Source organism: Alteromonas salexigens, assembly GCF_025628895.1.
Classification (GTDB): Bacteria; Pseudomonadota; Gammaproteobacteria; order Enterobacterales; family Alteromonadaceae; genus Alteromonas; species Alteromonas salexigens.
Window position 1 is genome coordinate 307,098 of the sequence record NZ_JAOTJC010000008.1, and the last position, 26,079, is coordinate 333,176.

The 26,079-nt window shown below is 51.7% G+C and carries 19 protein-coding genes; 13 read left to right on the plus strand and 6 right to left on the minus strand.

The genetic code is table 11. The features are described 5' to 3' along the window. Positions 1-3: 3 nt before the first annotated feature. Positions 4-555, minus strand: coding sequence for an Hpt domain-containing protein (locus OCL06_RS10930; protein ID WP_262994448.1), 552 nt, complete (start codon positions 553-555; stop codon positions 4-6). A gap of 207 nt (positions 556-762) precedes the next feature. Here OCL06_RS10930 and OCL06_RS10935 point away from each other — a divergent pair, with 207 nt between their 5' ends. The 3 genes from OCL06_RS10935 (at position 763) to OCL06_RS10945 (ending at position 6,033) form a co-directional block, all read left to right on the plus strand. After that, entirely contained in the window at positions 763-3,615 is a 2,853-nt protein-coding gene (locus OCL06_RS10935; RefSeq protein ID WP_262994450.1) for a M16 family metallopeptidase, read from the plus strand. Positions 3,616-3,728: 113 nt separating this feature from the next. Continuing rightward, complete coding sequence (gene gshA / locus OCL06_RS10940) at positions 3,729-5,327, plus strand: glutamate--cysteine ligase (RefSeq protein ID WP_262994452.1); 1,599 nt, start codon at positions 3,729-3,731, stop codon at positions 5,325-5,327. Between the two features lie 67 nt (positions 5,328-5,394). Continuing rightward, complete coding sequence (locus OCL06_RS10945; RefSeq protein ID WP_262994454.1) at positions 5,395-6,033, plus strand: transglycosylase SLT domain-containing protein; 639 nt, start codon at positions 5,395-5,397, stop codon at positions 6,031-6,033. 302 nt (positions 6,034-6,335) lie between these two features. On the opposite strand, the gene smrB is transcribed toward OCL06_RS10945, so the two are convergent. Next, positions 6,336-6,941: an endonuclease SmrB gene (gene smrB / locus OCL06_RS10950; RefSeq protein WP_262994456.1), complete on the minus strand. Its 606-nt coding sequence runs from the start codon at positions 6,939-6,941 to the stop codon at positions 6,336-6,338. A 90-nt stretch (positions 6,942-7,031) separates the two neighbouring features. Here smrB and prmB point away from each other — a divergent pair, with 90 nt between their 5' ends. From prmB to OCL06_RS10975, 5 genes are all read left to right on the plus strand, one after another. After that, positions 7,032-7,967: a 50S ribosomal protein L3 N(5)-glutamine methyltransferase gene (gene prmB, locus OCL06_RS10955; protein WP_262994458.1), complete on the plus strand. Its 936-nt coding sequence runs from the start codon at positions 7,032-7,034 to the stop codon at positions 7,965-7,967. 9 nt (positions 7,968-7,976) lie between these two features. Continuing rightward, positions 7,977-9,077, plus strand: coding sequence for a chorismate synthase (gene aroC / locus OCL06_RS10960; RefSeq protein WP_262994461.1), 1,101 nt, complete (start codon positions 7,977-7,979; stop codon positions 9,075-9,077). 38 nt (positions 9,078-9,115) lie between these two features. Continuing rightward, the gene (locus tag OCL06_RS10965) at positions 9,116-10,279 is read left to right on the plus strand and encodes an MFS transporter (protein ID WP_262994462.1); all 1,164 of its coding nucleotides are present in this window, start codon (positions 9,116-9,118) and stop codon (positions 10,277-10,279) included. A 70-nt stretch (positions 10,280-10,349) separates the two neighbouring features. After that, positions 10,350-10,817 (plus strand): hypothetical protein, encoded by a 468-nt coding sequence (locus OCL06_RS10970; RefSeq protein ID WP_262994464.1) that lies wholly within the window; start codon positions 10,350-10,352, stop codon positions 10,815-10,817. A 126-nt stretch (positions 10,818-10,943) separates the two neighbouring features. Further along, positions 10,944-11,900 (plus strand): TolB-like translocation protein, encoded by a 957-nt coding sequence (locus OCL06_RS10975; protein WP_262994466.1) that lies wholly within the window; start codon positions 10,944-10,946, stop codon positions 11,898-11,900. Here OCL06_RS10975 and OCL06_RS10980 read toward each other — a convergent pair whose 3' ends face one another. The 4 genes from OCL06_RS10980 to sodB all read right to left on the minus strand — a co-directional run bounded on the left by OCL06_RS10980 (position 11,901) and on the right by sodB (position 17,574). Continuing rightward, positions 11,901-13,424 (minus strand): SpoVR family protein, encoded by a 1,524-nt coding sequence (locus OCL06_RS10980; protein WP_373318475.1) that lies wholly within the window; start codon positions 13,422-13,424, stop codon positions 11,901-11,903. Next, entirely contained in the window at positions 13,414-14,712 is a 1,299-nt protein-coding gene (locus tag OCL06_RS10985) for a YeaH/YhbH family protein (RefSeq protein WP_262994470.1), read from the minus strand. The genes OCL06_RS10980 and OCL06_RS10985 overlap by 11 nt, the downstream gene beginning before the upstream one ends. Positions 14,713-14,740: 28 nt before the next feature. Continuing rightward, positions 14,741-16,663 carry a PrkA family serine protein kinase gene (locus tag OCL06_RS10990; protein ID WP_262994472.1) on the minus strand — a complete coding sequence of 641 codons (1,923 nt, stop codon included), beginning with the start codon at positions 16,661-16,663 and terminating at the stop codon, positions 14,741-14,743. 326 nt (positions 16,664-16,989) lie between these two features. Next, positions 16,990-17,574, minus strand: a complete 585-nt coding sequence (gene sodB / locus OCL06_RS10995; RefSeq protein ID WP_262994474.1) for a superoxide dismutase [Fe] — start codon at positions 17,572-17,574, stop codon at positions 16,990-16,992. Between the two features lie 373 nt (positions 17,575-17,947). Here sodB and OCL06_RS11000 point away from each other — a divergent pair, with 373 nt between their 5' ends. The 5 genes from OCL06_RS11000 (at position 17,948) to OCL06_RS11020 (ending at position 26,039) form a co-directional block, all read left to right on the plus strand. Further along, positions 17,948-18,298: a Grx4 family monothiol glutaredoxin gene (locus OCL06_RS11000; protein WP_262994476.1), complete on the plus strand. Its 351-nt coding sequence runs from the start codon at positions 17,948-17,950 to the stop codon at positions 18,296-18,298. 343 nt (positions 18,299-18,641) lie between these two features. Continuing rightward, positions 18,642-21,230, plus strand: coding sequence for a TonB-dependent receptor plug domain-containing protein (locus OCL06_RS11005; protein ID WP_262994478.1), 2,589 nt, complete (start codon positions 18,642-18,644; stop codon positions 21,228-21,230). 143 nt (positions 21,231-21,373) lie between these two features. Then, positions 21,374-21,943, plus strand: coding sequence for an RNA polymerase sigma factor (locus tag OCL06_RS11010; RefSeq protein WP_262994480.1), 570 nt, complete (start codon positions 21,374-21,376; stop codon positions 21,941-21,943). Next, positions 21,936-22,994: a FecR family protein gene (locus OCL06_RS11015; protein WP_262994482.1), complete on the plus strand. Its 1,059-nt coding sequence runs from the start codon at positions 21,936-21,938 to the stop codon at positions 22,992-22,994. Before OCL06_RS11010 ends, OCL06_RS11015 begins: the two co-directional genes overlap by 8 nt. Positions 22,995-23,180: 186 nt before the next feature. Then, positions 23,181-26,039 (plus strand): TonB-dependent receptor domain-containing protein, encoded by a 2,859-nt coding sequence (locus OCL06_RS11020; RefSeq protein WP_373318482.1) that lies wholly within the window; start codon positions 23,181-23,183, stop codon positions 26,037-26,039. Positions 26,040-26,079: the final 40 nt, after the last annotated feature.

Genomic DNA, 26,079 nt, shown 5'->3' on the forward strand with positions numbered 1-26,079 from the left:
TAGTTATCCTTCAATGCGGTCAATTGCTGACTGATAATCCAGTTCGTCAATGAATTCACTGATGATGTTGCGTTCTGCCTCGTCACTGAAAATGCTGGTAAGCCACTCTTGCAGTTGCGCCTCTGGCACAAATTCATTGGCTTTAAGGGCGCTAAGCAGCGCCGCTTTGGCTACCGCGGTATCCGCATCGCCGGACGGCGCCGTCGCGTCAGGGTTATCGTCAAGCAACGAAATAGCCCCCAGCGTGTCATTCAGCACCGCGATGAAGGTGTCGTAGTTCTCCGGAAGCGTATTTTCTGCTTTCAGCGCATCTTCCTGTTCTTTACACGCCACATGCAGTGCCCGCAGCCCCAGGTTACCGGCAACGCCCTTCAGTGTATGGATGTGCGCCCGCGCGGCATCAAAATCATCACTGGCACATAACTGTTGCAGTTTGTCGTCTGTCTGACGGTATTCGTCGGAAAACTTATTGAGCAGTGTTAATAACAGCGCGCGATTTCCGCTAAGCTGGGAGATGCCGAATTCGAGATCGATAAGGGTGAGTGTTTGCGTCATGCAGATACATTCCTTAATTTCTTATTCGCTCAGTTTATGTCAGAAAAACATAAAATGATACATCATCGGGGCCATTGCAAGCGGCATTGTGGAGGGAAATCTGCTACGCTGCCACGATTGCAGGCATACGTGCCCGTTGCCTGATTTTTCCACGCAGTTCCGTCTCTGTCGTGACTCGTTTAGTACTTATTTGAAAAAGGACGCGCAATGTCGTTGAAGTTGACCGCCAGGGTCGTATTTGCTGCCGGAGTATTGGCACTGGCCAGTGCCTGTCAGTACGCTAAATCGCCTGAAGAAGAAGTCTCTGTCAGCGCCGACAGCAGTTATATTCCTTATCAGAAGTATACACTCGACAACGGCCTGACGGTGATCCTCCACCAGGACGACTCTGACCCTCTGGTGCATGTGGATATGACATACCATGTAGGGTCTGCCCGCGAAGAAGTCGGTAAGTCAGGCTTCGCCCACTTTTTTGAGCACATGATGTTCCAGGGCTCTCAGCACGTGGCAGACGAGCAACACTTCAAAGTGATCACCGAGTCTGGCGGTAACCTGAATGGGTCTACCAATACCGACCGGACCAATTACTACCAGACTGTCCCGGCCAACCAGCTGGAAAAAGTATTGTGGCTGGAGTCTGATCGCATGGGCTTTTTACTGCCGGCGGTGACCCAGGATAAGTTTGAGAACCAGCGTGAAACGGTCAAAAATGAACGGGCACAACGGGTGGACAACCAGCCGTACGGGCAGCGCTTCGAGAAAACCAGTGAGGCACTTTACCCGCCAAGTCATCCTTACTCGTGGATTACCATTGGCTATACCGAAGATCTTGACCGCGTTAACGTCAACGACCTGAAAGCATTTTTTGCCCGTTGGTACGGGCCCAATAATGCCACCTTGACCATTGGTGGTGATATCGATATTCAACAAACCAAAAAGTGGGTACAGAAGTATTTTGGTGAGATCCCAGCGGGGCCGGCGGTGGCTGAACCTGAACCAAAGCCAGTTACCCTGGATGAAACCCGTTATGTCACCCTGGAAGACAACGTGCATTTGCCATTGCTGCAAATCACCTTGCCTACTGTGTATGCCCGGCATCCGGACGAGGCACCGCTGGATGTGTTGTCCGACATTCTGGGCGGCGGTAAAGCGTCTCTGTTTTATAAACACCTGGTGAAAGCCGGAATCGCGGTGCAGGCGGGTGTCTCGCACCCGTGCCGGGAACTGGCCTGCGAGTTTCAGATGATTGCGCTGGCGAACCCGGCAAAAACACAGGATTTGGCTGCGTTACACAAGGCAATTGAAGCTACCCTGAAAGATTTCGAGCAACGTGGCGTAACCGCCGACGATCTTGCCCGTACCAAAGCAGGCATTGAAGCCTCAACCGTATTTGGTCTGCAAAGTGTGGCAGGCAAAGTGTCATTACTGGCCAGCAATGAAACCTTTGAGGGCGAGCCGGACCTGGTGGCGGAAGACATTCGCCGTTACAACGCGGTAACAGCCGAAGACGTAATGCGGGTTTACCGCAAATACATCAAAGACGCCAATGCCGTGGTACTGAGTGTAGTTCCTGACGGACAATCGGGGCTGGCCGCCGCACCGCAAAACTTTACCTTCGATGAGCGGGATCTGCCCCCGGCCGATCCCATGCAGGCCTCGGTACAGGAAGCTGATCTGGCCACATCTTTCGACCGCAGCGTGATGCCCGAGGCAGGCCCGGTCCCCGTGGTAGAAGTGCCTGAATACTGGCAGTCTGCGTTGGCACCGGGGATTACCGCACTGGGCATTACCAGCCAGGAAACCCCAACGGTAACCTTGTCCCTTAGCATGGAGGGGGGGATCTTACTGGATCCTCCGGGTAAAGCAGGCACTGCTTACCTGACTGCGCTGATGATGAATGAGTCTACCCAGAATTACAGTAACGAAGCGCTGGCGAACGAACTGGCCAAACTGGGAAGCTCAATCAGCTTCAGTGCCGCCGGCCGTTATACCCAGGTGTATGTGCAGTCGTTAACAAAAAATATTACTCCTACGCTGGCATTGCTGGAAGAAAAGCTGTTCCGGCCGGCATTCCGGAAAGAAGACTTTGACCGCTTAAAAGAGCGGGTGATGCAGGGCCTGCAACAGCAGCAGAAAACCCCCTCGGTGCTGGCGAAACGCGCCCGAGATTTAGTTTTATTCGGCGATGAAAACCGGGTGAGTTTTCCTGATAGCGGCACGCTGGACAGTGTGCAGGCTATCACGCTGGAGGATATCAAAGCATTTTATCATCGCTACTATAACCCGTCACAGGCCAGTGTGGTGGCAGTGAGCGACCTGTCTCAGGCGGACGTGGCGCGTGGATTAGCATTCCTGTCTGACTGGCAGGGTGAGGAATACACCATTCCTGACTATCAGCCTTTCCCGGAATACAACGACCAGCACGTGTTTTTGGTAGATAAGCCGGGTGCCGTGCAGTCAGTGGTGTATATGGTTAAACGCAGCCTGAGTTACGACGCCACCGGTGACTACTTTCGTGCCCGGTTGATGAACTTTCCGTTAGGTGGCGCGTTTAATAGTCGTATCAACCTGAATTTACGGGAAGATAAAGGCTATACATACGGCGCGTCGAGCAGCTTTCTTGGCGGTAAAACCCTGGGCTGGTTTGAGGTAAGTACCGACCTGACCCGGGCCAATACTGCCGACGGTATTCAGGAAATTTTTAACGAAATTAACCAATACCGAAAGCAAGGCATGACAGCGGAAGAGCTGCTGTTCTTGCGTAACGCGTTTACGCTGAGTGATGCACTGGACTATGAGACACCAGGCAGCAAAGCGCGCTTTTTAAGAAAGCTGCAGAGTTTTAATCTGCCAGATGATTATCGCCGGCAACAGGTCGATATCCTGCGCAATATTGGCCTGGATGAGCTACGGGATGTTGCCCGTGAACAGCTCTCCCCCGGACAGATGCAGATCATCGTCGTAGGGGACAAAGCCACACTGGCAGAGCAGTTATCAGCCCTGGAGTTGCCAATTATTGAGTTCTCGGTAGTGACTAATACGCGTGAATCGTTAAACTAAGCCAGTCAGACGCCGCACATGCCAGTGGGTTGATAGTAGATTTTCGACCACTGGCTTGAAATACACAGTGATTTCCCCATAACACGGGAACAACGACAAGACGGACAGATCCATTGACCACATCTGCAATTTCTCTCAGTGAACGCCTGCAGGCGCTTTCTTCAGATTCTTTTCAGCAGGCCCTGACCGGGATCCGGCGCGGTGTAGAGCGGGAAGCGCTGCGTATCAATCCCAACGGCAGCCTGGCCAGCACTCCTCATCCGCAGGCGCTGGGCTCCGCGTTGACGCACGACTCCATTACCACCGATTTTTCAGAATCGCTGCTGGAATTCATTACGCCTCCTGAAACGGACGTAGACGTGACGTTCGCGCAGCTGAACGACATTCATAAGTATGTGCTTAGCAATATCGGCAGTGAGAAGTTGTGGCCGTTAAGTATGCCGTGTTTTGTTGAGAATGAAGATGAAATTCCACTGGCTTACTTTGGCGAGTCAAATGTCGGCAAAATGAAGCGGGTATACCGGCTAGGCCTGAAGAACCGTTACGGCAGTATGATGCAGGCTATATCCGGCGTACATTTTAATTTCTCGCTACCCGATTCTTTCTGGGAAGCCTGGGCATCTTTGCACGGTACCCAGTGTTCGCAGGATCAGATTTCAGCCGACTACTTCTCCATGATCCGTAATTATCGGCGCTTGTGCTGGCTTATTCCGTATTTGTATGGCGCGTCACCGGCGTTGTGTGGGTCTTTCCTGAATGGCAAATCCCATCAGCTGCCGTTTGAAACGCTGGGCAAAGGCACCTACTACCTGCCTTATGCCACGTCCCTGCGCATGAGTGACCTGGGTTATACCAACGCCGAGCAGTCTGCGCTGCAAATTTGTTATAACCAGCTCGACAACTACGTGCGGTTACTGCGCAGTGCCATGGAAACCAAATCTACCCGATTTGAGAAGTTTTCGGCCGGTGAAGAAGGGCACTGGCAGCAGCTCAGCCACAATATTCTGCAAATTGAAAATGAGCTGTATTCGCCAATTCGTCCTAAGCAGCCTACCCAGTCGATGGAAAAACCGACCGACGCATTAGTGCGCCGGGGTATTAACTACATTGAGGTGCGCGCGCTGGATGTGAATCCGTTCGCCGCGGTGGGCATTGATAAAAGCCAGTTCGCGTTTCTGGATGTTTTCCTGTTGAGCTGCCTGCTGTTGCCCAGCGATGAAATGACCCCGGAAGGGCTGGAGGAGGCCGGCGAGAACATGAATATCATGGTGCTGGAAGGGCGTAAGCCGGACGTGAAGTTGCAACGTGACGGACAGTCTGTAACTATGCAGAGTTGGGCCGGGGAGTTGTTTGAGACCTTCACCGAAGTCGCAGCGTTGCTTGACAGTGCGCATAAAACCGAACGCTATTCAGCTGCCGTTAAGCTTGAGTGGGAAAGAATAGAAAATCCGGCGCTGACATTATCCGGCCAGATAATGGACCGTTTGAAGAAAAATAATGAAGACAACGGCGCGATGGGTATGCAGCTTGCCAGTCAGTATCAGTCTGACTTTGCAGACTGGCAGTATACTTATCAGGATGAGGACGCTTTTCGCACGCTGGCAGCAGCATCGTTAGACGCGCAGAAAGCCGTTGAAGAAGCAGATGATAAAGACTTTGATACCTTTATCAGAGACTACTTCAGCGAGCCCCCAGCTAAAAAAAATGCCTGACAGAGTCAGGCATTAAAAAGGTTCCAGGGAAACACACACTTTACTAGAACAATTAGTTGGACAGGGTATGCTCGAAAAGTTCAAAAATCTGTGCATTTTTTTCTCAGGTTTGATAGTCCTCGTACCAGTTATTCTGGCCGGATGCGCCACCACACCGCCAAAAAACAGCAGCAATATCTGTGAAATCTTTTACGAAAAAGACGACTGGTATGACGCTGCGGCCGACGCCCGGGACAAATGGGGCGCTCCCATTCATGTGCCGATGGCAATGATGTATCAGGAAAGTTCGTTCCGGCACGATGCGCTGCCGCCCCGGGATTATGTATTTTTTGGTTTGATCCCCTGGGGACGGGTGAGCTCAGCGTATGGCTATTCACAGGCGAAAACCCCCACCTGGGCCGACTACGTCCGAGAAACGGGCAATACCTGGGCTGATAGGGAAGACTTCGAGGACGCCATCGACTTTATGGGCTGGTTCATCTATAAGTCACAAAAGGTGAACGGCGTGTCAAAATGGGATGCCTACGCGCAATACCTGAATTACCACGAGGGCTGGGGCGGCTACCGAAGTAAAAGTTATAATCGTAAGCCCTGGCTTAAAAAAGTAGCCGCGAAGGTGAAAGCCCGCTCGTTACGCTATGCCACGCAACTTAAAACGTGCGAAGAAGACCTGCAGAAAAACTGGTTTATGAAACTGTTTACCTAAGCCTGTGGTCAATGACTGATGCGGGCAGAGGGGGGCAACGCCCCACTGAAAACACCCGTGGGCATTATAGGGTTAAGGTTCAATAGCGGCAGCTCACTGACCCACGCAACTACCGTTTATGCTGAGCATTCCCCAACCCTGAAAAAAATAAGAGGGCAGGTGTGAGAGCCTGCCCTCTTGCGACGCTAAGCTAAGACCGTTAAAAAACCCAACGTCGAACAGGCAGGATCTACATTATTGCAAATGAGAATGATTAGCAATAACTTTTAGTGAGGTTTCTTGCTTTTTCTCTTTGTATAGATTTAACGCTTCATATCGCCGGGCTCGCCAGTATCCACCAATACCAGTAATGCGGCGTTGCCACCATATTCGAGGGGCGCCTGATGAAACGCCCGCACATGGGGGTGCTGAATAAGGTAGTGGGGCAGGGCACGCTTGAGGATCCCCTGGCCAATTCCGTGCATCACGCTGACACAATCTATATTTTCTTTACGGGCGGCATGCAACAGTGCCCCCAACTCTGCCTTTGCCAGCTCTTTGGTAAGCCCGTGCAAATCCAGCACTAATTCCGGGTAAAAGTCGCCCCGTCGCAGACGTTTAAGAGTGTGGGTGGCTTCACCATCGCGGCAGTATCGCACTGGTCCTTCATCGGGCAGGCGGGCTTCAAACATATCGGAAAAGTGGAAGTCGGCCGCCACCTGTTTTGAACGCGCGGAATACCCATCGGCCTGTTTCTTCTGCGCCCGTTGTACCTTGCGGCGCCGTTCCGGATTGATTTTATCCTGTGGCAGTTTTTTTACCTCACGCATGGCCTCAGCGAACAGCACCTCGTCAGATTTCTCGGCGGGCGCGGGCGTTTCGCTTGGGGACGGCTTGTGAGCTTTAAATTTACGTAACTGATCTTTCATTTCAGCAGGATATCAACAATTAGGCATGGGCGAGCAAAGTATCTTTGGGTATGATAGCAGCTTTAATAATGCGGATGTAGCTGAGCGCCAATGACCGACAAATTTTACCTCGAAGAAGCCATTGATGATTTACACACGCTGCTGGACATGGTGCGGTGGGCAACCAGTCGCTTTAATGATGCCGCGTTGTATTTTGGGCACGGAACCGACAATGCCTGGGACGAAGCGGTTAGCCTGGTGTTGCAGGCTGTGCATTTACCCCACACCATTACCCTGCAAACCGGTGATGCCTTGTTTCAGTCCAGGCTGACCAAAAGTGAGCGGGAGAAAGTCGCCGAGCTGGTATTAAAGCGTGTGCAAACCCGCATGCCACTGCCTTATATGACCAATGAAGCCTGGTTCTGCGATTTGCCGTTTTATGTTGATGAGCGGGTGCTCATTCCCCGTTCGCCCTTCGCCGAGCTGATTAAGAAGCAATTCCAGCCCTATCTGAATTCACCACCGGCTAGCATCCTGGATATGTGTACCGGGGGCGGCTGTATTGCCATTGCCCTGGCTTACGCGTTTGAAGACGCGACTGTAGACGCAGTGGATATCAGCAGTGAAGCACTGGAAGTGGCTGACATCAATATTCAGGAACACCAGCTGAGTGAGCGGGTATTTCCCATTCAGTCCGATTTGTTCAGTCAGCTGGAAGGGCAACGCTACGACATGATTGTGACCAATCCCCCGTATGTGGATGCCGAAGACATGGCTGACTTACCTGAGGAATACCATCATGAACCCGAGCTGGCACTGGCAGCGGGTAATGACGGGCTGGATCTGGTGGCGGATATGCTCGCTGCCGGCCCGCGTTTTCTGAATGATGGCGGCTGGATGTTTGTTGAAGTGGGCAACAGTGAAGTCCATATGGCAAACCGCTTCCCCGAGCTGGATATTGAGTGGATAGAATTTGAATTTGGCGGCCACGGTATTTTCGCAGTGTCGAAAACCGCGTTAACCCAATATTTTGCAGGCAAGGAGTAACCATTCGTCATGGCGGGAAATAGCTTCGGTAAGATTTTTTCAGTGACTACCTTCGGGGAAAGTCATGGGGTTGCCATTGGCGGCGTGGTTGACGGCTGTCCTCCCGGCCTGGCGCTGTCAGAAGAAGATTTGCAGGGCGATCTGGATCGTCGCAAACCAGGCACCTCACGGTATACCACCGCCCGGCGTGAAGACGACGAGGTGCAAATATTATCTGGTGTGTTTGAAGGTAAAACCACTGGCACCAGTATTGGCCTGCTAATCAAAAACAAAGATCAGCGTAGTCAGGATTACTCGACGATTGCCGATCGTTTCCGGCCTGGTCATGCAGATTATACTTATGAGCAAAAGTATGGCGTGCGCGATTATCGTGGCGGTGGCCGCTCATCGGCCCGGGAAACCGCTATCCGCGTGGCAGCCGGCGGCATTGCCAAAAAATTTCTGAAAACCGAATTTGGTATCGAAATTCATGGTTATCTGTCTCAATTGGGCCCCATCAAAGCAGAAACAATAGATCATTCGGTGACCAACACCAATCCGTTTTTCTGCCCGGACGCCGATAAGCTGCCGTTACTCGATGAGTACATGCGCGATTTGAAAAAATCCGGTGATAGTATCGGGGCAAAAGTCTCGGTGGTGGCCACCAACATGCCGGTAGGCTGGGGTGAACCCGTGTTTGATCGCCTCGATGCAGACATTGCCAGTGCCATGATGGGCATTAATGCCGTGAAGGGCGTTGAAGTCGGCGATGGGTTTGCCGTAGTCGAACAAAAGGGCAGTGAGCATCGTGATGCGCTGACGCCTGACGGCTTTGCCAGTAACCATGCGGGCGGCGTATTGGGAGGGATATCCAGTGGCCAGGATCTGCTGGTGCATATGGCCCTGAAACCCACCTCCAGTATTTCCGTACCGGGCAAAACCATCGATAAGCAAGGTCAGGAAATAGATATTGTCACCAAAGGTCGCCATGACCCTTGCGTAGGGATCCGCGCTGTTCCCATTGCCGAAGCTATGCTGGCAATTGTACTGATGGATCATTGCCTGCGTCACCGGGCGCAAAACGCCAACGCGCATTCGAGTACGCCAGTGATTGCCGGCAGCACCGACTAGTTCTCTTCGGCGGTGTGCTCACAGCACGGGGATAACCGATGAAGGTGTCCTCGACCACCCAGTTAATTGCACTGGCACTTACCTACTGGCTGTACTTCGGCCAACTGGGTGTGTTGGTGCCCTACCTCGGTATTTTTCTGGATGGCCGGGGGTTTTCGTCAGCAGAAATTGGCGAGTTATTCGCGGTGATTACCCTGGCCCGCATTGTCGGTCCTGCCTTGTGGGCACACATTGCTGACAAAACTGGTAATAGTCTGCAGGTTTTGCGGCTCGGGTGCCTGCTTACTGTAGTCTGCTTTGCCAGTGTCTTCTTTATGTCCGGGTTCTGGGGGCTGACGCTGGCCTTCGGCCTCATGATGATGTTCTGGACGGCGGTGCTTCCGCAGCTGGAAGTGATCACAATGCAATCGGTGGCCGGCACCCGGGCCAGTTACGGCCAGATCCGCCTGTGGGGAAGCATCGGCTTTATTGTACTGACCGTGGCGCTGGGCAAAGCGCTGGACCACTTTTCTACTGATGTGCCAGTGTATGCCAGTATCGTGGTACTGACCTGTTTGCTGCTGGCGTCACTGCTTCTCAGGCAGCCTCCTCTTCCCGACACACATAAACCGGATGGGGGAAATCTGTGGCAATGGGTCAGGCGCAGACCCTTTATTATATTCCTCCTCTCCGCCACACTGTTGCAGGTAAGTTTTGGCGCGTATTATGGTTTTTTCGCGTTATATATGCTGGATCTCGACTACTCCGGTCAGCAAACGGGATTGCTCATTGCCTTAGGCGTGGTGGCCGAAATTGGTATCTTCCTCATCGCCGGACGCTTAATTGCCCGGGTTGGTGTATGGCATTTGCTCATGCTGTGTATGGTCCTTACCGCACTGCGCTGGTACGCGCTGGCGGATTATGCCCATCTTGGCTGGGTGGTAGTAGCAAGTCAGTTGATTCATGCATTAAGCTTTGGATTGACCCATGCCGCGTCAGTGCATTTTATTCATCACTTTTTCCCTCAGACTTTTCATAGCCGGGGACAGGCTGTGTACATCAGTGTCGCCTTTGGGCTCGGCGGGGCGGTGGGTAACTATCTGGCAGGCCAGTTCTGGCAACAGGGCGCACAGGCATATGAAACCTTCGCATTTGCGGCGGCCACCGCCTTTGCGGGCGCCCTGGTGCTGCTGGGGTGCAGCAAGTCCCGGCTGAATGTGTAATCTGCAGTCGCACACACCGCGAAGCTGACCTATACTCAATTTATCATTGAGTTGAGGGTGAAGGATCGTGATGTCCCAACCGAATGTGTCATCAAACCTGCATGCAAGCGGTAAGTTTGCCCATGCGTCCTATTCTGTGAGCGTGATACAGCACACGCTATTCAGCCGTATCTCCGGTACCTGGAGCCGCGAACATAACGTCCACTTTATTCGTGATGTAAAACGCCTCGCTACGCACTTTGCGGGTGTACGCTGGGGCTTTTTACTTATGCTCGATGAGTGGGAACTGTCTACCGCAGACTCTGTAGACCCGGTGAGGGAACTGGGGCAGTGGTGTTACGAACATGGTATCGCCGGCACCGCGCTGGTTTATCGTCATAGTGCTATAAAGCAGTACCAGTTGCAAAAAATGGTGCCCGGTCATTCTGCCGGTTATCAAACCCAGCACTTTGAAACACTTGAACTCGCGTGTAGCTGGCTGGCAGAAGGTGGGTTTATCGACTCACACCATCTGTGTAAGGCAATGGGTGCGCGCTAGCATTTCAGTACGGTCGGCAAGCGTGCGTTACTGTACCTGTATTTCTCTCCGGCAAACCGGACGTTTACTATGACATAGTGGCAGGGTATGGTATCGGCAGGAATGTCACAGACAGCAGGGAATAAGATGAGATCGGTATGGCGCACAATATTTCTGACGGGCCTGATAGCTGTATCAGGAAAGCTCGCAGCGCAGAGCCAGTCATCTGATTTGTGGTTATTTACACTGAGCCAGATGCAAGGGGAAACCCAGATTACTGACGCCCGTCAGCTCACCGACAATGCAGCCTACACAAACCAGCCGCACTTCAGCCAGTCTGGTGATGCCCTGTACTACACACAAATGGTCACAGCAAACGAGCAGTCGCAAACCGATGTATTCCGCTACGACATGTTCCGTCACTTCCATGAGAATCTGACCCGGTCAGCAACGTCTGAGTATTCCCCCACGCCCCGGTTTGACGGCACCGGTCTGTCCGTTATTCTGGTAGATGAAGCAGGAAAGCAATGGTTATGGGCGCTGGATGAGCAGGGCGCGCGACAGGAGCGTCTGCTGGACGTTGAGCCTATCGGTTACCATGTGTGGCTGGACAGCCACTCAGTATTAGCGTTCGTGCTCGGAGAGCCGCATATCTTACAGCGACTACCGCTCAACAGTGAAGGGGACACGGTGGATGAACACATTGGCGCCAGCCTGTGGCCTGTTCCCGATACCGGTTTGTTCGCCTATACCAAAAATCCGGCGCCTGACAAGCAGCCCGATACCCTGATGGGGTACGATCCGGCGACGGGGATCAGCAATGTGCTAACCCGCATGCCGGTGAATGTGAATTATCATGCCTGGACTCCGAAAGGGGAGGCTATCGTGGTGAAAGGCGCGGCAATATGGCGGTGGATCCCGGAAGAAATTTATAATACAGAGACGACGCCGGCGGCGGCCTCTGTCAGCGAAAGCGGGCTACCGGCCGAGCTTGGCTGGCAGCCCTGGCTGGATATCAGCCAGTACTGCCCGAATGGCGGCTCACGACTACATATGAGTAACGATAGTCGCTACCTGGCAGTGGTTTGTCATATCGACAACTGATTAGGCCGCATTAGGCGGTCGTTTACAGTGACAAAGCACCTCGATTTCGCCATCGTCAGTTTCTTGCTCCAGTTTTACATCAAACTTCCAGAGCCTGTGTAAATGGCGCATTACCTCGTCTTTCGAGTCTGCCAGCGGGATCCCGTGTTGCGGTATGTAGCGCAGGGTAAGTGACCGATCGCCACGCACATCCACATCATAAATCTGAATATTCGGCTCCAAATTACTCAGGTTGTACTGCGCTGACAGCTTCTCGCGTATTTTCAGGTAGCCCTGTTCATCATGAATTGCGCTCACACTGACATAGGATTTGGCGCTGTCATCTTCCACCGCAAACAGCTTGAAGTCACGAATAAGTTTGGGGGAGAGAAACTGACTGATAAAACTCTCGTCCTTAAAGTTATGCATAGCAAAGTGAACAGTCTCCAGCCAGTCCTTGCCAGCGATATCGGGCAGGTAGTAGCGGTCTTCTTCAGTAGGCGACTGGCATACCCGTTTAATGTCCATAAACATGTTGAAGCCGAGTGCATACGGGTTGATCCCTGAATAGTAGGGACTGTTATATTCGGACTGCATGACCACACTGGTGTGGCTGTGCAAGAACTCCATGATAAAACGGTCGCTCACCAGCCCTTCGTCGTACATCTGGTTAAGAATATGGTAGTGCCAGAAACAGGCCCAGCCTTCGTTCATGACCTGGGTTTGTTTTTGCGGGTAAAAATATTGCGATACTTTACGCACAATACGCACCAGTTCCCGCTGCCAGGATTCCAGAAGGGGTGCATTTTTCTCAATAAAATACAGCAGATTTTCCTGCGGCTCGGCCGGGAAGCGGCGCTGCATGGGTTTGTCGGCTTCCTTGGCATTGGGCAGGGTGCGCCATAGTTCATTAACCTGCGACTGCAGATACTTTTCACGCTGTTTCTGGCGCGACTTCTCTTCCTGTAACGACAGCTTTTGCGGCCGCTTGTAGCGGTCTACGCCATAGTTCATAAGCGCATGGCAGGAGTCGAGTACGTTCTCTACTTCCTCGGTGCCGTATTTATGTTCACAGCGGGAAATGTAGTTTTTGGCAAAGACCAGGTAGTCGATAATGGAGTCTGCATCTGTCCAGGTCTGGAACAGGTAATTCCCTTTGAAAAACGAATTGTGCCCATAGCAGGCATGCGCCATTACCAGGGCTTGCATAGTGATGGTATTTTCTTCCATCAGGTAGGCAATACACGGGTTAGAGTTAATCACAATTTCGTAGGCCAGCCCCATTTGGCCACGCCGGTACTGCTGCTCGGTCTGAATGAACTTTTTGCCAAACGACCAGTGCGTATAATTAATTGGCATACCGATACTGGCGTAAGCATCCATCATTTGCTCAGCAGTGATCACTTCAATCTGATTAGGGTAAATATCCAGCCGGAAATTTTTCGCAATGCGGTCGATTTCCGTTTCATACTGGGTAAGCATGTCAAAGGTCCAGTCCGGGCCATCATCAAGTTGATGTGTCTTGCGTTCTGGTTTAGCTACCATAGTGGCCTCCCGCCGCTGCATTCTGTTCAGATTGCCGGAACAACTCTCTGAACACGGGGTAAATATCACTGACTTGCTGGATGTGCTTACACACAAAGTTATCCATCACGTCTTCCACCTTCTGGTATTCCCGCCACAAGCTCTGGTGCTGACGCTCGGTAATTTCGATGTAAGCGAAGTAGCGGGTGACGGGCAGCAGGTGATTCATCAATAGGTCACGACACTGCGGGGAGTCATCGGCCCAGTTATCGCCGTCGGACGCCTGGGCGGCATAAATATTCCAGTCACTGCTGTCGTAGCGTGCTTTAACAATTTCGTCCATTAATTTCAGCGCGCTGGAGACGATAGTGCCGCCGGTTTCCTGAGAATAGAAAAACTCGTGCTCGTCCACTTCCTTGGCCTGGGTATGGTGACGAATATAGACCACCTCCACGTTTTCATAGGTGCGGGTAAGAAACAGGTAAAGCAAAATGTAGAAGCGTTTGGCCATTTCCTTGGTGGCCTGATCCATTGAACCGGATACGTCCATCAGGCAAAACATAACAGCTTTGCTGGTGGGTACCGGCTTCCGGTCATAGTTTTTAAAGCGCAGATCAAAGGTGTCAATGAATGGCACCTTGGCGATCTTAGCTTTCAGGGCCTCTACTTCTTTTTCCAGCTCGATGATTTTAAGAGTATTGTCGTGTTTATCCTCCTTTAGCGCCTGCAGTTCAGCTTCCAGCTCACGTAGTTTCTTACGATCGCTGCCGGTAAGAGCGATACGCCGGGCTACTGATCCTTTCAGTGAGCGCACAATATCCAGGTTACTGGGCACGCCATCGGTCTGGAAACCTGCCCGGTAGGTTTCGTATTGCACCACTTTGTCGAACTGATTCTTCTTCAGATTGGGTAGGGCGAGGTCTTCGAACAGCAAGTCCAGATACTCGTCTTTTGAAATGGAAAAGACGAATTCATCCTCGCCCTCACCACTGTCACTGGCATCGCCTTCACCGGCGCCCTGACCGCGACCAGAAGGCGGACGATTAATTTTATCTCCGGCTGTAAATTGATCGTTGCCCGGGTGCACTACATCCCGTTTGCCCCCTTTACCGGTATGAAAGACAGGCTCAGAGATATCCCGGGTAGGAATACTAATTTCCTCACCTGTTTCCAAATCGGTCACTGAACGTTTTCCTACGGCATCCGACACCGCACGCTTGATCTGACTTTTGTATCGCTTCAGAAAGCGTTGTCGGTTAACGGTGCTTTTTCCCTTACTGTTTAAACGTCTGTCTATAAAATGCGCCATAAGCACCTTCTTCTTCGCTACAGCCTCCTTACGATGCTTTACGCACGCGTAAGTACCACTCGCACAGCAACCGCACTTGTTTCTGGGTATACCCTTTTTCGGTCATCCGATTGACAAAATCGTCGTGCTTTTTCTTGTCTTCGGTAGAGCCTTTGGTATTGAAAGAAATAACAGGCAGAAGGTCTTCGGTGTTGGAGAACATTTTCTTCTCAATCACGGTGCGCAGTTTTTCGTAACTGGTCCAGGCCGGATTCTTACCACCGTGGTTGGCCCGGGCCCGCAGGACAAAATTCACGATTTCATTGCGGAAATCTTTAGGATTACTGATACCTGCCGGTTTCTCGGTTTTTTCCAGCTCTGCATTCAGAGACTCCCGGTCAAACAGCTGGCCGGTTTCCGGATCCCGGTACTCCTGATCCTGGATCCAGAAGTCCGCATAGGTCACATAGCGGTCAAACAGGTTCTGACCATATTCGGAGTACGACTCCAGATACGCCGTTTGAATTTCCTTACCAATAAACTCCACATAGCGGGGGATCAGGTACCCTTTCAGATATTCAAGATAGCTGTCGGCGACTTCCTGAGGAAACTGCTCACGTTCTATCTGCCGTTCCAGGACATAAAACAGGTGGACCGGGTTGGCGGCCACTTCCTGATGATCGAAGTTAAACACCCGCGATAAAATTTTAAATGCGAAACGGGTAGATAAACCTTCCATGCCTTCATCGACACCGGCGTAATCCCGGTACTCCTGATACGACTTGGCTTTCGGGTCCGTATCTTTCAGGCTTTCACCGTCGTAGACCCGCATCTTAGAATAGATGCTGGAATTTTCAGGCTCTTTGAGGCGTGAAAGCACGGTAAATTGCGCAAGACACTCCAGTGTATCAGGGGCGCAGGGCGCGCCTGCCAGTTCACTGTTATCAATCAGCTTGCGGTATATACTGATTTCCTCGCTAACCCGTAAACAGTAGGGCACCTTGACGATATACACCCGATCCAGGAACGCCTCATTGTTCTTATTATTACGGAACGTTTGCCATTCTGACTCATTTGAGTGGGCCAGAATGAGACCGTCGAAGGGCAGCGCCGAAAACCCTTCCGTGGGGTTATAGTTGCCTTCCTGTGTGGCAGTAAGTAATGGGTGCAGAACTTTAATCGGGGCTTTAAACATTTCCACAAATTCCATCATGCCCTGATTAGACTTACACAATGAGCCTGAATAACTGTATGCATCGGGATCGTTTTGCGCGTATTGCTCAAGGCGACGGATATCCACTTTGCCAACCAGAGAGGAGATGTCCTGATTGTTTTCATCACCAGGCTCGGTCTTCGCTATACCAATCTGATCAAGTACTGAGGGATAAACTTTGACGACCCGGAACCGGGTAATATCGCCGTTGAACTCGTGCAGGCGCTTGCGGGCCCAGGGCGACATAATCGTTTTCAGGTAGCGCTTAGGGATACCGTACTCTTTTTCCAGTAGGTGACCGTCTTCCCCTGCATCAAACAAACAGAAAGGATGATCATTAACCGGTGAGTCTTTAAGAATATAAATGGGCACTTTCTGCATCAGCTCTTTAAGGCGTTCAGCCAGCGACGACTTACCACCGCCTACCGGGCCAAGCAGATATAATATTTGCTTCTTCTCTTCCAGCCCCTGTGCCGCATGGCGCAGGTAAGCAACAATTTGTTCGATGGACTCTTCCATGCCGTAAAACTCATGGAAGGCGGGATACCGTGCAATCACACGGTTAGAAAAAATTCGGCTTAGCGCTGGGTTGGTAGACGTGTCTATCATCTCTGGCTCACCGATGGCTTTCAGTAGCCGTTCCGCAGAATTCGCGTAAGCAAGGGGATCTGTTTTACAGATATCCAAGAATTCCTCAATGGTGAATTCTTCCTGCTTTCGTTCTTCATAACGGTTTTGATAATGTTCGAAAATTCCCATGAATACCCCTAGAAAAAAACGGATGCCCGTATTTTTAGCTTAGTCGGTATTTGGAAAAACGAGAGATATTTATAATGTTTTTGGGAATAATGCGCGCGCAAAATGTATAAGCAAAAATGGAACTTTTCTTTAGGAATTACGAAGGGTTAGCCTTTGGTCTATTGCACCAAAGTGGAACGGGGGAAGACGGGCTGTGGAAAAACAGGCCGGCCCGGAGGGATACGAGAAAGTGCATGCTGAGTGAGGGCGTTGGATACCTGATGCACACGTTGCCGACAAAGAAAAATGCCCGCGGTTGCGGGCATTTTTTAGCGTGTAAACCTGCCTTATTTGGCGAAGTTTTCTGACGCAAATTCCCAGTTAACCAGCGCCCAGAAGCCTTCCAGGTACTTAGGACGGGCATTACGGTAGTCAATGTAGTACGCGTGTTCCCACAGATCGACAGTCAGCACTGGCGTCACGTCGTCTTGTGAAACGGGCGTGTGCGCGTTGCTGGTATTCACGATGTCCAGTGAACCGTCAGCGGTTTTCACCAGCCACGTCCAGCTTGAGCCGAAGTTGTTTACCGCTTTGTCGTTAAACGCAGCCTGGAAGTCCGCGAAAGAGCCCCATTTTGCATTAATTGCATCAGCCAGCTCACCGGTTGGTTCGCCGCCGCCATTCGGGCTCAGGCAGTGCCAGTAGAAGGTGTGATTCCAGACTTGCGCCGCGTTATTGAACACTCCGCCTTCTGAAGATTTGATGATCTCCTCAAGGCTTTTGTTCTCCATATCAGTACCTTCAACCAGGCCGTTAAGCTTAGTTACGTAGGTCGCGTGGTGCTTACCATAGTGGTAGTCCAGGGTCTCTGAAGAAATATGTGGTTCCAGAGCGTTCTTTTCATAAGGTAATGCTGGTAATTCAAAAGCCATACGAGTCTCCATGTTGGTTTAATCTAGCTGTCGGGCCTACAAAAAGCCTGCTTACATGCCCGACAATTGGTCTCAGCTACGTTGAATATTGGGATGATTTTCTCTAACCCAATGACAAAGTTATGAATTTTTATGAGCCGCTCCGCTGAGGAAGGCGGATTAGCGGGTTTTTACCTGTTTCGATTCAGGATCATAGCCTGAAAACGCTAAAACAGATCACCGCCGCGGGTCAAACCTTGTGTGTGGCTGATGCAGGATTGCCCCCCCCGGCCAGCATTCCCGCCAACGGGTTGTGTGTGATATACTGGCCAGCCTTGAAAAACCGCAATTCATGCCCACATTCAGGGTACATTTACGTTGCCGAGAGGACAGAATGGAAAATACTGAGACTCAAGATACAGTCGAAAAAATTAAACAGCAAATTGCTGAAAACCCGATCCTGCTATATATGAAGGGATCGCCGAAACTTCCCAGTTGTGGTTTCTCTGCACAGGCGGTTCAGGCCCTGATGTCATGTGGCGAGCAGTTCGCTTACGTAGATATTCTGCAAAATCCGGATATCCGCGCGGAATTACCCAAATATGCCAACTGGCCAACCTTCCCACAATTATGGGTAGACGGTGAGCTGGTAGGTGGTTGTGACATCATCATTGAGATGTTCCAGCAAAATGAGCTGCAACCACTGATAAAAGAATCAGCTGCGAAAACCAAGTCAGCAGAATAAAATATAAATAGCCGGCGCCTGCCGGCTTTTTATTAGCATGTGGTGACGCCTGAAGTGGTAATCATCACACCGGCGGATATTGCCCCTGAAACGCCTTTTATTACGCTATTTCCCCCCCCCCGAACTCTTATTAGACAGCTCAGAAAAGCGAATCCTCTACGTCCTAAAAATATATTTTAGTTTTACTAAAAAGTGTTTGTTTTCCGGATTCTAACGCTCTATAACTCCCTTGTCTGGCTGAAATTCAGCCAGTGTTGAAGGTTTATAAAAATGACAATTATCGGGCTGATCGTTCATCTGCCGAACAGTAAATCAGACCCGCGTCCACATCCGGGAAATCACTATGAAAACATCATTATCTCTGCTTACGAGGAATGTTCGCACCATACTTGCTGCATCTGCAGCATTGTCCGTTATGGCAGTCAGTCCTGCCCTTGCTCAGGAAGAGCAGAAAGCGGAAGCTCCAGAAGACGTCGAGCAAATTGCGGTAGTAGGTACACGGGCAGCACCACGTTCAGTGGGCGAATCAGCCGTGCCTATCGACATTATTTCTGACGAAGCATTTAAGAATCAGGGTTCCACCGACATGGTGTCGATGATGCAAACGGTAGTGCCCTCATTTAACGTAAACGACCAGCCCATTAACGATGCATCTACGCTGGTGCGCCCAGCCAACTTGCGGGGCATGGCCTCTGACCATACCCTGGTGCTGGTAAACGGTAAGCGCCGTCACCGTTCGGCAGTCATCACCTTCTTAGGTGGCGGTCTGTCAGATGGCGCTCAGGGGCCTGATATATCGGTTATCCCGGCATTCGCACTGAAGCAGGTAGAAGTACTGCGTGACGGCGCTGCAGCACAATATGGTTCCGATGCCATTGCCGGTGTGGTCAACTTTGTACTGAAAGAAGATGATAGCGGCGGCGTAGTGGAAGCCCGGTATGGCTCCTACTATGAGGGCGACGGCGACATGGTGCAGGTATCAGGCAACGTAGGCATGCCGCTCACCGAAGACGGTTTTATTAACCTGACCGCTGAATATCGTACCGCCGATCCCACATCCCGTAGTGTCCAGCGCGATGACGCGGCTGGGTTGGTTGCAGCCGGCAACTCGTTTGTGGCAGATCCTGCGCAAATTTGGGGTAACCCGGAAATTAAAGATGACATTAAGCTGTTTGCTAACCTGGGTTTGCAGCTGACCGACCACTCCGAGGCTTACCTGTTTGGTAACTATGCAGAACGGGAAGTTGAGGGTGGCTTTTATTTTCGTAACCCGCACACCCGCGGTGGCGTTTACGACGGTGGCACCGACGATGACGGTACGCCCTTACTGCTGGTGGGCGATCTCGACGGCCTGGACAACGGTGTAGAGTGTCCGACTGTACGCATCACCGATGGCAACGTGCTGGACGATGCTGATTATGGCCTGATTGCCGACAACAGTACTGCGGTTGGGGCTAACTGTTTCGCGTTTAATGAAATCCTGCCTGGTGGTTTCACACCAAAATTTGGCGGCACGGTAACCGATATGTCACTGGTATTCGGTACCCGGGGTGAGCTGGCTAATGAAGTCTCATACGACATCAGTGCAAACCTGGGCCAGAACGAAGTTGATTTTGCCATCAATAACACGGTGAACCCTTCGCTCGGTCCGGACACGCCGTTTTCATTCAAACCCGGCAAATATATCCAGTCAGAACAAACGTTCGATTTCGGACTGACTAAACCGTTTGATGTGGGCCTGTATGAGCCGCTGTTTGTTGCTACCGGTTATCAGTACCGCCATGAAACATATGAAAGCATTGCAGGGGATCCGGCGTCCTACGAAATCGGACCTTTGGCACTGCAAGGTTTCGGTATAGGGTCTAACGGCTTCCCGGGCCTGGCGGCAAACAGCCAGGGTGAGGTGTCGCGTCATAATCATGCGCTGTATCTGGATGTTGAAGCCTATGTCACCGAGTCGTTAATGCTGGCCGGTGCGCTGCGTTATGAAGACTTCTCCGACTTTGGCGATACCACCAAAGGCAAAATCGCCTTCCGCTGGCAGGCTATGGAGAGTATTGCCTTCCGTGGTGCTTACTCTACCGGCTTCAAGGCGCCCACACTGGGTCAAAGTAATGTCCGTAACGTAACTACGGCCTTTGGTACCGACGGTAAACTGATTGACCGTGCAACATTGCCACCGACTGATCCTGTGTCACAGTTAAAAGGTGGTGAGCAGTTAACACCAGAAGAGTCAGAAAGCTTGTCGTTCGGTATGGTTGCCGACTTTGACAACGGGCTGTTCCTGACCGTGGATTACTACCACATCGAAGTAACTGACCGTCTGAGCACGGCGTCTGGTATCAAGCTGACCGAGGAAGACATTGAAACGCTGGTTGAGCAGGGCGTCAGAGACGCGTCCAGCTTCTCAGAAATCAGCTTCTTTACTAACGACTTCGATACCACAACGGAAGGTGTTGACGTAGTAGCGAACTACGCCATGGACATGCTGGGCGGGAACACCAAATTCTCACTGGCGTATAACTGGACATCCACCACCGTCGATGAAGCGTCAGACAACATTTCTGCTGAGCGCATCCGCATGCTGGAAGATAACCTGCCAGCCGTACGCTACAGTGCCACTGCGAATCACACCAATGGCGATTGGCGTTTCCTGGCCCGGGTAAACTACTTCGGTAGTATTTACGAGGACCACCTGGATTCCGGCCTGCCCATCAATAACGTAGGGTCTGAACTGACGCTGGACTTAGAAGTGGGTTACGACTTTACTGATGAGTTCACCTTCATCGTGGGCGCGAAGAACGCACTGGATGAATATCCGGACCGCAACGTGGACTGGGATAATGAAATAGCCGGGTCGGCATACCCAACTACTTCACCTATTGGTATTAACGGTGGCTTCTACTACCTGCGGGGAATTTACACCTTCTAAGGTAGCTAAGTCTGGTACAGAGGGGCGCTAGCCCCTCTGCTATATTGCCAGTGGTCTGCGCAGCCTTTGATGGTATCGCACGCGGGTTACTGGCAATATAGCAAAAAGTGTAAAGCGCGACGGACATTACAAAGACAATAACTATGACCAATAAGTCGACACTGGCTGCTACATATTTAAAATACCGTACCCGTTTGCGGCGGGTGGTAGGCGCTATCGTAAACCAGGACGATATCGAGGATATTGTACAGGAAGCGTTTATCAAAAGTTACGAGGCGCAGCTCAAACAGGAAATCAGTTACGAGCGCACCTACATGCTGAGAACAGCAAGGAATCTTGCGCTCAACCATGTAGCTAAGGCCGCTAACCAGCTAAATCAATCGATGGAAAGTATGGACCATCTGCCTCAGGAGCTGGTGGGCTACAGTCTTGAGAAAAATGTAGAAAGTAAGGAACGTTTTATCCATTTCTGCCGCGCGACAGATACCCTGTCGCCAGAGGTAAAGCGGGTTTTCTTATTAAAAAAGGTCTACGACATGCGTCAACGGGACATTGCTGACCTAATCGGGATCAGCGAAAGCACAGTAGAAAAGCATGTTGCCAAAGGCTTGCTGTTATGTTCGAGATATCTGGCTGATAACCCTCAGCAGAAAAGTGAGGGCGGGCTTACTTCAACCCGCAAACAGGACACACGTAGTAATCATTATGACTAATATTCGACGTTTCTCCAGTAAGGAGGATATTCAGGAGCAGGCCTGCTTGTGGGTGAGTAAACTGGATCGCGGTCTTAGCGACACCGAGCGTGCTGAGCTTGAAGCATGGCTTGGTGAAAGCAGTGCGCATCGCAATGCGCTGCTGGAGTTCGCCGGTTTATGGGATGATATGAGCGTACTCAATGAGCTGAGCGGCCTGTTCCCCCGCAAACAAGTCAAGCAAGAGTCAGGGAAAGTAAAACGGGTTGTAAAGCAGGCGCGCTGGAGCATTGCTGCCGGATTTTTATTGATGGCAGTGGCGACTGGTCTAATTGTCGACCGTACCTGGTTGTCCACTTCCACTGAAATTGTCAACGCCACTCAGAAAGTGACCACCGGTATTGGCGAGCAGAAAAACCTGACGCTGGCGGATGGGTCCATCGTTCATCTAAACACTAACAGCGTAGTGACGGTCAGTCTGACAGACTCTCAGCGCGACATTGTGCTGCTTAAAGGGGAAGCTCACTTTACCGTGGCTCATGACTCCTCACGTCCGTTTACCGTAACGGCAGGCAATAACACCGTTACCGCTGTAGGTACCGCATTCAATATGCAGTTCGTCGACGACAACGCCTTTGAGCTGGTAGTGACAGAAGGGCGGGTGATGGTAAAAGACCGCTTTGCTGCTCCTGCTAAAGCCTCCTTATTTTCAAGTAAGCCGGTCACAGGCGAAGGCTTACTGATGTTCTCTGGCGAAAAAGCCACCATCAAAGGTGACGTAGACAAGAAACAAAACTTAACCGCCGATGCCATCGAAGATGATCTTGCCTGGCAGAAAGGCATGATTGTGTTTAAAGGCGAATCACTGGAAAGGGTGTTAGCTGAGATTGGCCGTTATACACCATTACGGTTTTCTATCGCTGACGAGACACTCAAACAGCGGCGCGTAGCTGGCTATTTCAAAGTGGGCGATATTGAAGGCTTATTGAGTGCGCTGGAAAACAGTTTTGGTATCTCCCATGAAAAAGTCAGCGAAACCACCATCACCTTAAGTAAGGCAGCTAACAGTTAACTGTGGTCTGAGCTCCTGACCACATCAGGAGCTATTCCTGTCTGCATCTGGCAGAGATTAAAATAGTGTGACACTATGGAAGAATCAATAAAAACAACTAACTAACCATTGTCAGTAACTGTGTTGATACCTTCCGTTCTTTCTCGCTATTGCTTGCGTCGAGCTGGTCACCGGGCACGTGGTCGCCTGCTATTGGCATTGATTCTGGTCTTTGCAGAACGGGTTGAGGCCAGCGACAACACGCTCACTTTTGATATTGCCGCGCAGTCGGCAGACGACGCCCTGACTGAATTTGCCCGCCAGGCAAACACCACGTTACTGTTCCCGCCAGAACTGGCTGAAAAAATCACAACTAATCCGTTGAACGGTACCTACACCGTGGCCGAGGCACTCGCTATTCTGCTGCAAGGAACAGAACTGGCGATGGTCGTGGACGAGCAGGGAAAGGTGAGTGTACGCTCCCGGGCCACCGTGGAGACTCAGCTGGCAGAAGAAACCGACACGCACGAAAACGACGATGAGGATTATCCGCTGGAGCGTATTGCGGTGGTAGGTACACGCAGTTCCGCCCGTTCCGTGGTGGAGTCCCCGGTGCCGCTGGATGTGATTGGGCATGACAGCCTGTCCAGCCAGGGGAGTAGCGATGTGTTATCTATGCTCAGCGTACTGGTACCCTCGCTTAACGTGAATGACCAGCCGATTAACGATGCTACCAGCCTGGTCCGCCCTGCAAATTTACGGGGTATGGCCTCAGATCATACGCTCATACTGCTCAACGGAAAGCGCCGTCACCGTTCAGCCGTAATTACCTTCCTCGGTGGCGGGCTTTCTGACGGCGCCCAGGGCCCGGACGTCTCAGTGATCCCCGCCTACGCCTTGCAACAAGTGGAAGTGCTGAGAGACGGCGCCGCGGCGCAATACGGCTCAGATGCCATTGCTGGCGTAATAAATTTCGCACTAAAAAATGATGCTAAGGGCGGCAGCCTGGCAGTGAAAGGCGGTCAGTACAGTCAGGGCGATGGCGAAATGGTACAGGTTCAGGGCAATGTAGGGTTACCACTTGGCGATGAAGGGTTCATCAACCTGACTGCCGAGTATCGCCAACAGCAAGCCACGTCGCGTTCCGTTCAGCGGGATGATGCAACTACGCTGATTGAAGCAGGCAATAGTTTCGTGGCTGATCCCGCTCAGATATGGGGGACGCTGGATGTGGATCGCGACATAAAGTTTGCCGCCAACCTGGGCTGGCCAATTAATTCGCAGACCGAAGGCTATGCGTTTGGCACGGCGGCCTACCGGGATATCGCCGGCGGTTTCTATTTTCGCAATCCGCAAGGCAGGGTGGGGGTGTTCCTCCACCCGGATCGGTCTTCTCAACGTGAACTGCTGGTTGCCGATCTTGATGGGGTCGATGTGGGTGTTGCCTGTCCCCGGGTGCTTATTAATGAGGGTAATCTGTTGGATGACCCCAATTATCAGCAAATAGCTGCACCTGATACCGCTGTGGGTCAAAACTGTTTTGCCTTTAACGAATGGTTCCCGGGGGGCTTTACTCCCAGTTTCGGCGGTACCATTACGGATGGCTCGTTGTTTGCCGGTGTCCGCCATGACTTCAATTCCGGCTGGTCGATGGATATGAGTGCCAGCCTGGGTTATTCGGATATCAGTTATACACTGGACGGAACGGTCAACCCATCAATGGGACCGGAATCGCCGTTCTCATTCTCCCCGGGATCAGTCAGTCAGGTTGAACGAACCCTCAATATTGACCTTGTAAAGCTTATCGACACCGGCCTGGAAGAACCGGCCAGTATAGCCTCCGGAGCCGAGTGGCGGCGAGAGAGCTATCATCAGCGAGCAGGAGATACTGCCTCATGGCAGGCCGGGCCTTACGCATTCAACCCGGTGACGGGGATCGCACAGGGGTTTAGTATTGGATCTAACGGATTCCCGGGCTATCAGCCCCAGTCAGCCGGACACTGGAGTCGCAGTAACTGGGCACTGTACTCTGACTTAGAGCTATATTTGCAACCCGAGTGGCAAATGGGGCTGGCGGTCCGTGTTGAGCGCTTTTCTGATTTTGGCTCCACCTTCGATGGCAAGCTAACCAGCCGCTACGCCATAAATGATTTACTGGCACTGCGAGGGTCTGTCAGTACCGGTTTCAAAGCCCCCACAGTGGGGCAAAGTAATGTGATAAATGTGACTACCGCTTATAGCGCTAACGGCTTAGAAGATCAGGCCACCTTGCCGCCTACCGATCTCATTTCTGTGCAGCTTGGTGCCACCCCGCTGGAGCCAGAAGAGTCGATAAATCTCAGCCTGGGCATTGTGGCGTACTGGGATGAGTCACTGTATTTCACGCTGGATTATTTTAATATCAGACTTCAGGATCGCATCAGTACCACCACAGCCATCCCCCTGACTGATGAAGATAAAGCCATACTGGCAAGTCAGGGCCGCCCCGATGCCAGCAAATATAACGCCGCCAAATATTTTACCAATGACTTCGATACCCAGACTCAGGGGATCGACATGGTACTGCATTATGCCTTCGACATCGGATCGGTAGCCCATACCTTTATAGGTGCCTACAACTGGACTGATACGCAGGTCGAGCGCGTGACGCTGTATCCTACCCGGCTGGAGAGCGGCGAGACGGCTATGCTGCCAAACTTATCGGCGCAGCGTATTCGCATGCTGGAAGATAATCTGCCAGCACACCGGGCCACGTTGTCACTGGAGCAGAAATGGCAGTCTGTGGCTCTTAACTGGCGGATAAATTACTATGGCAAGTTTTACGAAGACCACCTGGATGCATCTGCGGGTATGGATATAGAGGGGCGCGCGGTGACTACCGTCGATGCAGAAGCGGCCTGGCAAGTTACCGATAAATTGACATTCTCGGTGGGGGCACAGAATTTGTTTAATGAACTGCCCGAGGAGAATCCTCATCAGGGGGTGGTCGGTGCGCTTTATCCGCCCACTTCGCCAAGCGGGATCAATGGGCGTTTTTACTATGCCTCAGCAATCTGGGCGTGGTGACTATATTGCGAAAGTGGTGGAAACAGGGGAGCGTGGGGAC

What these genes read in the sequence shown, in the direction of transcription:
- OCL06_RS11000 (WP_262994476.1), top strand. Translation starts at nt 17,948, where the DNA reads ATGGAAAATACTGAGACTCAAGATACAGTCGAAAAAATTAAACAGCAA.
- OCL06_RS10965 (WP_262994462.1), top strand. Translation starts at nt 9,116, where the DNA reads ATGAAGGTGTCCTCGACCACCCAGTTAATTGCACTGGCACTTACCTAC.
- OCL06_RS11015 (WP_262994482.1), top strand. Translation starts at nt 21,936, where the DNA reads ATGACTAATATTCGACGTTTCTCCAGTAAGGAGGATATTCAGGAGCAG.
- prmB (WP_262994458.1), top strand. Translation starts at nt 7,032, where the DNA reads ATGACCGACAAATTTTACCTCGAAGAAGCCATTGATGATTTACACACG.
- OCL06_RS10945 (WP_262994454.1), top strand. Translation starts at nt 5,395, where the DNA reads ATGCTCGAAAAGTTCAAAAATCTGTGCATTTTTTTCTCAGGTTTGATA.
- OCL06_RS10980 (WP_373318475.1), bottom strand. Translation starts at nt 13,424, where the DNA reads ATGGTAGCTAAACCAGAACGCAAGACACATCAACTTGATGATGGCCCG.
- OCL06_RS11010 (WP_262994480.1), top strand. Translation starts at nt 21,374, where the DNA reads ATGACCAATAAGTCGACACTGGCTGCTACATATTTAAAATACCGTACC.
- OCL06_RS10935 (WP_262994450.1), top strand. Translation starts at nt 763, where the DNA reads ATGTCGTTGAAGTTGACCGCCAGGGTCGTATTTGCTGCCGGAGTATTG.
- smrB (WP_262994456.1), bottom strand. Translation starts at nt 6,941, where the DNA reads ATGAAAGATCAGTTACGTAAATTTAAAGCTCACAAGCCGTCCCCAAGC.
- OCL06_RS11005 (WP_262994478.1), top strand. Translation starts at nt 18,642, where the DNA reads ATGAAAACATCATTATCTCTGCTTACGAGGAATGTTCGCACCATACTT.
- sodB (WP_262994474.1), bottom strand. Translation starts at nt 17,574, where the DNA reads ATGGCTTTTGAATTACCAGCATTACCTTATGAAAAGAACGCTCTGGAA.
- OCL06_RS10930 (WP_262994448.1), bottom strand. Translation starts at nt 555, where the DNA reads ATGACGCAAACACTCACCCTTATCGATCTCGAATTCGGCATCTCCCAG.
- OCL06_RS10975 (WP_262994466.1), top strand. Translation starts at nt 10,944, where the DNA reads ATGAGATCGGTATGGCGCACAATATTTCTGACGGGCCTGATAGCTGTA.
- OCL06_RS10985 (WP_262994470.1), bottom strand. Translation starts at nt 14,712, where the DNA reads ATGGCGCATTTTATAGACAGACGTTTAAACAGTAAGGGAAAAAGCACC.
- aroC (WP_262994461.1), top strand. Translation starts at nt 7,977, where the DNA reads ATGGCGGGAAATAGCTTCGGTAAGATTTTTTCAGTGACTACCTTCGGG.
- OCL06_RS10970 (WP_262994464.1), top strand. Translation starts at nt 10,350, where the DNA reads ATGTCCCAACCGAATGTGTCATCAAACCTGCATGCAAGCGGTAAGTTT.
- OCL06_RS10990 (WP_262994472.1), bottom strand. Translation starts at nt 16,663, where the DNA reads ATGGGAATTTTCGAACATTATCAAAACCGTTATGAAGAACGAAAGCAG.